Consider the following 255-nt stretch of genomic DNA (forward strand, 5'->3'; position numbering starts at 1 on the left):
GCGCCAGACGATCCGCTGGCAGGCGATGCGCTTAACCACGATGCGCTGCTGGTTGCTGTCCAGGTATAGCTTCCCGAACCAAGGTTTGTAACCGTGATCGTTTTCGACGCAGGAGAGCTACCGACGTTTGCTGAGAAAGTCAGCGATTCCGGCGATACCTGCATGGTTGGCGGCGCCTGATTGGTGAAGGTATAAGTGCCGCCGTTGCTAAATCCGGGAACGGAGAGAAGCTGGCCTTCATCGTCTCCGTAGAAG

Annotated in this window: 1 protein-coding gene; it reads right to left on the bottom strand. The window is 56.9% G+C overall.

Translation table 11 applies throughout. The features are described from left to right. Nucleotides 1-255 (bottom strand): BACON domain-containing protein (locus tag JAO32_RS19750; protein WP_334243603.1); only part of this gene is annotated, 255 nt, incomplete at both ends.

Origin of the sequence: Terriglobus sp. ADX1 (assembly GCF_036877645.1) — a bacterium.
Classification (GTDB): domain Bacteria; phylum Acidobacteriota; class Terriglobia; order Terriglobales; family Acidobacteriaceae; genus Terriglobus.